At 71.1% G+C, this 7735-nt stretch carries 8 protein-coding genes and 1 pseudogene; 1 reads left to right on the plus strand and 8 read right to left on the minus strand.

The window, feature by feature from the left end; genetic code table 11:
- The 7 genes from pheT to infC all read right to left on the minus strand — a co-directional run.
- Positions 1 to 1738 (minus strand): phenylalanine--tRNA ligase subunit beta (gene pheT / locus B7767_RS18525; RefSeq protein WP_085573161.1); only part of this gene is annotated, 1738 nt, incomplete at its 3' end.
- Positions 1738 to 2859 carry a phenylalanine--tRNA ligase subunit alpha gene (gene pheS, locus B7767_RS18530; RefSeq protein ID WP_030867464.1) on the minus strand — a complete coding sequence of 374 codons (1122 nt, stop codon included), beginning with the start codon at positions 2857 to 2859 and terminating at the stop codon, positions 1738 to 1740. The genes pheT and pheS, both read right to left, overlap by 1 nt.
- Positions 2860 to 3022: 163 nt before the next feature.
- A complete protein-coding gene (locus B7767_RS18535) occupies positions 3023 to 4159 on the minus strand; it encodes an ATP-binding protein (protein WP_085573162.1) in 1137 nt (378 codons plus the stop codon).
- 92 nt (positions 4160 to 4251) lie between these two features.
- Entirely contained in the window at positions 4252 to 5112 is an 861-nt protein-coding gene (locus B7767_RS18540) for an RNA methyltransferase (protein WP_085573164.1), read from the minus strand.
- A gap of 186 nt (positions 5113 to 5298) precedes the next feature.
- Positions 5299 to 5682, minus strand: a complete 384-nt coding sequence (rplT, locus tag B7767_RS18545; RefSeq protein ID WP_004933571.1) for a 50S ribosomal protein L20 — start codon at positions 5680 to 5682, stop codon at positions 5299 to 5301.
- Positions 5683 to 5779: 97 nt separating this feature from the next.
- A complete protein-coding gene (gene rpmI, locus B7767_RS18550; protein WP_003977225.1) occupies positions 5780 to 5974 on the minus strand; it encodes a 50S ribosomal protein L35 in 195 nt (64 codons plus the stop codon).
- Positions 5975 to 6084: 110 nt separating this feature from the next.
- Entirely contained in the window at positions 6085 to 6726 is a 642-nt protein-coding gene (gene infC, locus B7767_RS18555) for a translation initiation factor IF-3 (RefSeq protein WP_085573165.1), read from the minus strand.
- Between the two features lie 395 nt (positions 6727 to 7121).
- Between infC and B7767_RS18560 the strand changes: the two genes are divergently transcribed.
- Positions 7122 to 7499 (plus strand): DUF1844 domain-containing protein, encoded by a 378-nt coding sequence (locus B7767_RS18560; protein ID WP_085573163.1) that lies wholly within the window; start codon positions 7122 to 7124, stop codon positions 7497 to 7499.
- Between the two features lie 4 nt (positions 7500 to 7503).
- Here B7767_RS18560 and B7767_RS18565 read toward each other — a convergent pair.
- Positions 7504 to 7735 (minus strand): annotated as a pseudogene (locus B7767_RS18565) (SseB family protein); the annotation flags it as partial.

Consider the following 7735-nt stretch of genomic DNA (forward strand, 5'->3'; position numbering starts at 1 on the left):
AGCCCCGGCCGTCGTTGCGGCGCAGCGCGCCGAGCAGGCCCGGCAGCAGCGAGGTCCGCAGCGCGGGCTCCTCGTCGCTGAGCGGGTTGACCAGCTTGACGACGCGGCGGGCCGGGTCGTCCGCCTCCAGGCCGAGCTGGTCGAAGACCTGCTCGCTGACGAACGGGTAGTTCAGCGCCTCGACGTAACCGGCCCCGGCCAGGGCCCGGCCGACCCGGCGGTGCAGGCGCTGGCGGGCGGTCAGGCCGCGGCCGGCCGGCGGCTTGGGCAGCGTGGAGGGCAGGTTCTCGTAACCCTCCAGGCGGATGACCTCTTCGGCCAGGTCGTTGGCGTCCGTGAGGTCGGGCCGCCAGGACGGCACGGTGACGATCAGCTCGTCCTGGCCGTACACGTCGCAGCCGACCTCCTGGAGGCGGCGTACGACGGTCTCCCGGCCGTACGTCACGCCCGCGACCTTGTCCGGGTGGTCGGCGGGGGCGGTGATGGTGTGCGGCGCGGTCGGGGCGATGACCTCGGTGACACCGGCCTCGGCGGTGCCGCCCGCGAGCAGCACCAGCAGGTCGACGGTGCGCTGCGCGGCAGCGGCGGCGGCCTGCGGGTCGACGCCGCGCTCGAAGCGGCGGGACGCCTCGGAGGACAGCTTGTGACGGCGGGCGGTGCGCGCGATGGACACCTGGTCGAAGTGGGCGGCCTCGATCACCACGTCGCCGGTCGACTTCTCGAGGTCGTCGTGGTCGGCGATCTCCGTGTCGGCGCCGCCCATGACACCGGCGAGGCCGATCGGGCCGCGGTCGTCGGTGATGACGAGGTCCTCGGCGTGCAGCTTCCGCTCGACGCCGTCGAGGGTGACGATCTTCTCGCCCTCCTCGGCCCGGCGCACGCCGATGGTGCCCTGGACCAGGGAGCGGTCGTAGGCGTGCAGCGGCTGGCCGAGCTCCATCATCACGTAGTTGGTGACGTCCACGGCGAGCGAGATCGGGCGCATGCCGACCTTCTGCAGCCGGCGCTTCAGCCAGATCGGGGAGCGCGCCTCGGGGCTGAGGCCGGTCACCGTACGGGCGGTGAAGCGGTCGCAGCCGACCGGGTCGGAGACCTTCACCGGGTAGCCGAAGGCGTTCGGGCCCGGCACGTCGAGCAGGGCCGGGTCGCGCAGCGGCAGGCCGTAGGCGATGGCGGTCTCGCGGGCGACGCCGCGGATGGACAGGCAGTCGCCGCGGTTGGCGGTGACGGCGATGTCCAGGACCTCGTCGACGAGTTCGAGGAGCTCGATGGCGTCCTTGCCGACCTCGGTCTCGGGCGGCAGCACGATGATGCCGTGCGTGCCGTCGTCGCCCATGCCCAGCTCGTCGCTGGAGCAGATCATGCCGTGGGAGGTCTTGCCGTAGGTCTTGCGGGCGCTGATCGAGAAGCCGCCCGGCAGGGTGGCACCGGGGAGGACCACGACGACCTTGTCGCCGACGGCGAAGTTGCGGGCGCCGCAGACGATCTCCTGCGGCTCACCGGTGCCGTTGGCCCGGCCCACGTCGACCGTGCAGAAGCGGATCGGCTTCTTGAAGCCCTCCAGCTCCTCGATGGTCAGCACCTGGCCGACGACGAGGGGGCCCTTGAGGTCGGCGCCGAGGTGCTCGACGGTCTCGACCTCCAGCCCGGCCGAAATGAGCTTGGCCTGTACGTCACGGCCGGTCTCCGTCGCCGGCAGGTCGACGTACTCCCGCAGCCAAGAAAGCGGGATCCGCATCAGATCTCCATCCCGAACGGCCGGGTGAACCGGACGTCACCCTCGACCATGTCTCGCATGTCCTCGACGTTGTGGCGGAACATCAGCATCCGCTCGATGCCGAACCCGAAGGCGAAGCCGCTGTACTTCTCGGGGTCGACGCCGCAGGCGGTGAGCACCCGCGGGTTGACCATGCCGCAGCCGCCGAGCTCGATCCAGCCCTCGGACGAGCAGGTGCGGCAGGGGCGGTCGGGGTTGCCGACGGACGCGCCCTTGCAGACGTAGCAGAGCATGTCCATCTCGGCGCTCGGCTCGGTGAAGGGGAAGAAGTTCGGCCGCAGCCGGGTCTTCATCTCCGCGCCGAACAGCGACTGGACCATGTGGTCCAGGGTGCCCTTGAGGTCCGCCATGGTCAGGCCCTCGTCCACGGCGAGCAGCTCGACCTGGTGGAAGACGGGGGTGTGCGTGGCGTCCAGCTCGTCGGTGCGGTACACGCGGCCGGGGCAGATCACGTAGACCGGCAGCTCGCGGTCGAGCAGGGAGCGGATCTGCACGGGCGAGGTGTGGGTGCGCAGCACGACACCGGACTCGGTGCCGCCCTGGGGGCCCTGCACGAAGAAGGTGTCGGCCTCGCCGCGGGCCGGGTGGTCCGGGCCGATGTTGAGGGCGTCGAAGTTGAACCACTCGGCCTCGACCTGGGGGCCCTCGGCGACCTCGTAGCCCATGGCCACGAAGATGTCCTCGATGCGCTCCGACAGCGTGGTGAGCGGGTGGCGGGCGCCGGCCGGGACACGGTCGTAGGGCAGCGTGACGTCCACGGCCTCCTCGACCAGGACGCGCGCGTCGCGCTCGGCCTCGAGTTCGGCCTGGCGGGCGGCGAGGCCCTTGTTCACGGCACCGCGCGCCTGGCCGACGCGCTTGCCGGCGTCGGCCTTGGCGTGCGGCGGCAGGGCGCCGATCTCGCGGTTGGCCAGCGACAGCGGGGAGGTGCCGCCGGTGTGGGCGACCTTGGCCTCCTGGAGCGCGTCGAGGGAGTCCGCGGCGGCGAAGGCGGCGAGCGCCTCGTCCCGCATGCGCTCGATCTCTTCCGGTTTCAACGCCTCGACCTCGACAGGGTCGTACGACTTATTCGGTGCCGACATCTCTTCCCGTGCTTCCGGTTGGCTGGCTGATGGTCCCCGTCATCGACTCGTGGACGAATCGCTGGTGACGTCTCGTCTTTCGTCCTCGGGACGCAAAGGTGCCAAAAGCCGAGTCTAGCGGGGTGGGGGAACGCGAATGCGCCCGTGGGGCCGGGGCCGGATCTCAGGTGAGATACGCGGGTGCCGCCACGGGCAACGTAAATCGGAACTGTGCGCCGCCGCCGGGGGCGCGTCCGACCGTGATGGTGCCGCCGTGGGCCTCGACGATGCCCTTGACGATGTACAGCCCGAGGCCCGTCCCACCGCGCTTGCTGCCCCGCCAGAAGCGGGTGAAGACGCGGTTCATGGACTCCTCCGGAATGCCGGGCCCCTCGTCGCTCACCGTGACCGACGTGCCGGCGTCCTCCCGCTCGCGCGGGGACGCCGAGGGCGTGATGTCAATCGTGACGGTTCCCTCTCCGTGCCGCACCGCATTTTCCAGCAGGTTGCTGAGCACCTGGTCGACCTTGTCGGGGTCGGCCCACAGGTCGGGCAGCGGGTGCTGCACGCGGAGCAGGAACCGGTCGGCCTGCTGTCCGGCGGCGACGTAGGCCTGGATGTGCCGTCCGACGGCGGCCCCGATGTCGACGGGCTGGCGGCGCACCTCCAGGCGTCCGGAGTCGATGCGGGATATGTCGAGCAGCTCGGCGATGAGCCGGGTGACCCGGTCGGCGTCGGCGTCGACGGTCTCCAGCATCAGCCGTTTCTGGTCGTCGGTGAACCGCTCCCACTTGGCGAGCAGGGTGGCGGTGAAGCCCTTGACGGAGGTGAGCGGGGAGCGCAGTTCGTGGGCGACGGTGGCGATCAGCTCGGCGTGGCTGCGCTCGGTGCGGCGCCGGGCCTCGGTGTCGCGCAGGGTGACGACGACGCGGCGGACGGGGCCGGTGGGTTCGGCGCGGACGTAGCGGGCGGAGACGAGGACTTCCCGGCCGCCGGGGAGCAGCAGGTTGCGTTCGGGCTGGCGGACCCGGATGGCGAGGCCGCCGTAGGGGTCGGTGAGCTGCCACCAGCGGCGGCCCTCCAGGTCCTCTAACGGCAGGGCGGTCTCCAGCCGCTGTCCGAGGGCCTGCTCGGCGGGGACGGCCGTGATGCGGACGGCCGCCGCGTTGAAGCAGATCACCCGTCCGTGCTCGTCGGCGACGACGAGTCCGTCGGGCAGCTGGTCGGGGTCGATGCCGAGTTCGGCGAGATCACCGGGCCGGGGCGCGGGCGGGCGCGCCGCCCGCCGTGCTCCCGGTGCGCTGCTCGTGCCGACGCTCATCCCCGTACCCCACCTCTCGGAACATCCTCGGGGCGCCCCGTGCTCGAGCCCTGCCGAGAGCTTGGGGGAGGGTCCCCGAGCTGGTCACCCTACTAGTTCCCGGTGACGGAGCGGCACCCTCCGGCGGCGCGCTGTGCACGCGCCGACGCGTAGAGACATACGGCGGCGGCGGTGGCGAGGTTCAGGCTCTCCGCCTTTCCGTGGATGGGGACGCGGACGACGGCGTCGGTGAGGGCGCGGGTCTCCTCGGGCAGACCCCAGGCCTCGTTGCCGAAGACCCAGGCGGTGGGCCCGCCCATGGTGCCCTTGTCGAGCTCGTCGTCGAGGTCCCGGTCCCCGGCGCCGTCGGCGGCGAGCAGCCGCACGCCCGCGTCCCGCAGTCCGTTCACGGCCTGTTCGACGGGGACGCCGACGGCGACGGGCAGGTGGAACAGGGAGCCGACGGAGGCGCGTACGGCCTTGGGGTTGTACAGGTCGACGGAGGCGTCGGTGAGGACGACGGCCTCGGCTCCGGCGGCGTCGGCGCAGCGCAGCACGGTGCCGGCGTTCCCGGGGTCGCGGACGTGCGCGAGGACGGCGACGAGCCTGGGCCGGGCGGCGAGGATCTCCTCGAACGGCGTGTCCAGGAACCGGCACACCCCGACGAGCCCCTGCGGGGTGACGGTGGTGGAGATGTCGGCGATGACGTCCTCGGAGGCGAGGTGGATCCGGGCGCCGGCGTCACGGGCCCCGCCGATGATGTCGGCGTACCGCTCGGCGGCCTCGACGGTGGCGAACAGTTCGACGAGCGTGCCGGTGTCCCCGCCCCGGTGCGCCGCGGCCTCCCGCACGGCCTGCGGCCCCTCGGCGAGGAACAGCCGCTCCTTCCCCCGGAAGTTCCGCTTGGCAAGCCGCCGAGCGGCACTCACACGGGCAGAGCGGGGAGAGATCAGCTCAGGGCTGACGGGGGCCATCTTCTTCGTCACCTTCGGGAGTACTCAACACGCGGCCGAGCAGCTCCCCAGGGGTGCGGGGAACTGCGCGACCGGCCACAACGGACCCGCAGCCGAACGACGGCCGACGAACCAAACAACAGGACCCGCAAGCTTTCAAGCCTGCGGGTCCTGGAAACTCACGTCGGCTTCAAGCCAACGCAGTGCTCACGCGGCCTTGGGCGCGTTGACGTCCGCCGGCAGCGCCTTCTGCGCGACCTCGACCAGCGCCGCGAAGGCGGTCGCGTCGTTGACGGCCAGCTCCGCGAGGATCTTGCGGTCGACCTCGACGTTCGCGGCCTTCAGACCCTGGATGAAGCGGTTGTACGTGATGCCGTTGGCGCGGGCAGCGGCGTTGATGCGCTGGATCCACAGCTGGCGGAAGTCGCCCTTGCGCTTCTTGCGGTCGTTGTAGTTGTAGACCAGCGAGTGGGTGACCTGCTCCTTGGCCTTGCGGTACAGGCGCGAGCGCTGACCGCGGTAGCCGGAGGCCTGCTCGAGGATCGCCCGGCGCTTCTTGTGGGCGTTGACTGCCCGCTTGACGCGTGCCACTTGTTAACTCCTTGTAGCGGGGCCGCGGTTGTCCTCACACGGCCCGGTATCGATTGGGTCCCGGTCCTGCCGTACGGCGCTCAGCGGCGCCCGTACGTCACTTGCCGAGAAGCTTCTTGATCTTCGCGGCGTCGCCCGGGGCCATCTCGGCGTTGCCGGTGAGGCGACGCGTCACGCGGGACGACTTGTGCTCGAGCAGGTGGCGCTTGCCGGCGCGCTCGCGGAGCACCTTGCCGGAGCCGGTGATCTTGAAGCGCTTGCTGGCACCGCTGTGCGACTTGTTCTTCGGCATAGCGCCGTTCTCTCCTCGTCGGTGGCGCTCCGGTGCCCGGTCATGAGAACCGGGCACGGTGGAGCGTCGTACTTGTTTCGGTTGCTTCCTGGGGCTCGCGCCCCGGGGAGTCACGCCTCGGCAGGCTCCTCGGCCGGCTGGACCTCGGCGTCCGCGGCGTTCTGCGACTTGCCGGGGTTGGCCTTCGCCTCCGCCTTGCGGGCTTCCTGCGCCTGGCGAGCCTCGGCCATCGCCTCGGTCTTCTTCTTGTGCGGACCGAGGACCATGATCATGTTGCGGCCGTCCTGCTTCGGGTTCGACTCCACGAACCCGAGGTCGGCCACGTCCTCCGCGAGACGCTGCAGCAGTCGGTAGCCGAGCTCCGGCCGGGACTGCTCGCGACCACGGAACATGATCGTGATCTTGACCTTGTCGCCCTGCTTGAGGAACCGGACGACGTGACCCTTCTTGGTGTCATAGTCGTGCGGGTCGATCTTCGGCCGGAGCTTCATCTCCTTGATGACCGTGTGCGCCTGGTTCTTGCGCGCCTCACGGGCCTTCATGGCCGACTCGTACTTGAACTTCCCGTAGTCCATGAGCTTGCACACGGGCGGACGGGCGTTCGCCGCGACCTCGACGAGGTCGAGGTCGTACTCCTGCGCAAGCTCCAGGGCCTTGGCAAGCGGGACAATCCCGACCTGCTCGCCACTGGGACCGACAAGTCGCACCTCGGGAACGCGAATCCGGTCGTTGATGCGGGGCTCGGCGCTGATGGATCCTCCTCGGTAGCACCACGCGACGGTCTGGCGGACAGCCGCGTAACGTCTGTATGCGTAAGACCTAACCGCGCCGAAGCAGAAAAAATGCCCCGGACGATCACAGGCGGGGCTCCTCGAACTACCGGAGCACCGCCACGGGGACCGCGGGGCGCGCTTTCGGGCGGATCGCCGCCTCGGGGACGGGACCGCCTGACCGGTGACCCGCCGCCCTGAGGGCGGCCAGGTGGGAGTTCGGAGCCTCCACTTGTGGGCCGGGCTCGCGGGCCGTGAGGCATACGGGTCCGACCGGTCGTTACACAAGGTTAGCAGCTCCCGGTGGGGCGCACCAACCGGCCGTCCCCCGCCTCCTGGCGTCGGGGAGGCGTCCCGCTGCGCCTATCGTGTGAGGCATGAGTGACACCTCCCCCTCGGACACCCCCGAGACCCCCGGCAACCCCGACTTCGACGCCATGGCCCGCGACATCGCGGAGGTCCCGGCGGTCGAGGTGATCGTGACGGTCGCCGTCAACCTGATGAGCGCCGCCGCCGTGAAGCTCGGTCTGACCGAGGAGGGCGACAAGTACAAGGACCTGGACGAGGCCCGCAAGCTGGTGCACGCGCTGGCCGGTCTGCTGGACGCCTCCGCGACGGAGATCAGCTCGTTCCACGCGGCGCCGCTGCGCGACGGTCTGAAGTCGCTCCAGCTCGCGTTCCGCGAGGCCTCCCTGGTCCCGGACGAGACCGGTCAGGGCCCGGGTGAGAAGTACACCGGGCCGCTCTACGGCTAGGTCGTCAGGGACGTACGTACAGGGGCTCGCCCGGAGGCGTGGTCCCGGCCGGCAGGACTGCCAGGTCGAGGCCGCGCACCAGGCGGGCCCTCAGTGTCTCGTCGGCGGCCAGCCGCTGGGCCACGGCGCGGGCGGCTTCCGCGGTGGGCACGGCGGGGTCGAGGACGAGGGCGAGGGTGCCGTCGGCCTGCCCCGGCCCGAGGTGGGCGCGCAGCACGGCGGGCTCCGCGGCGACG

Source organism: Streptomyces sp. 13-12-16 (genome assembly GCF_002114215.1).
Lineage (GTDB): Bacteria > Actinomycetota > Actinomycetes > Streptomycetales > Streptomycetaceae > Streptomyces.

What these genes read in the sequence shown, in the direction of transcription:
- B7767_RS18535 (WP_085573162.1), bottom strand. Translation starts at nt 4,159, where the DNA reads ATGAGCGTCGGCACGAGCAGCGCACCGGGAGCACGGCGGGCGGCGCGC.
- pheS (WP_030867464.1), bottom strand. Translation starts at nt 2,859, where the DNA reads ATGTCGGCACCGAATAAGTCGTACGACCCTGTCGAGGTCGAGGCGTTG.
- B7767_RS18540 (WP_085573164.1), bottom strand. Translation starts at nt 5,112, where the DNA reads ATGGCCCCCGTCAGCCCTGAGCTGATCTCTCCCCGCTCTGCCCGTGTG.
- rpmI (WP_003977225.1), bottom strand. Translation starts at nt 5,974, where the DNA reads ATGCCGAAGAACAAGTCGCACAGCGGTGCCAGCAAGCGCTTCAAGATC.
- B7767_RS18560 (WP_085573163.1), top strand. Translation starts at nt 7,122, where the DNA reads ATGAGTGACACCTCCCCCTCGGACACCCCCGAGACCCCCGGCAACCCC.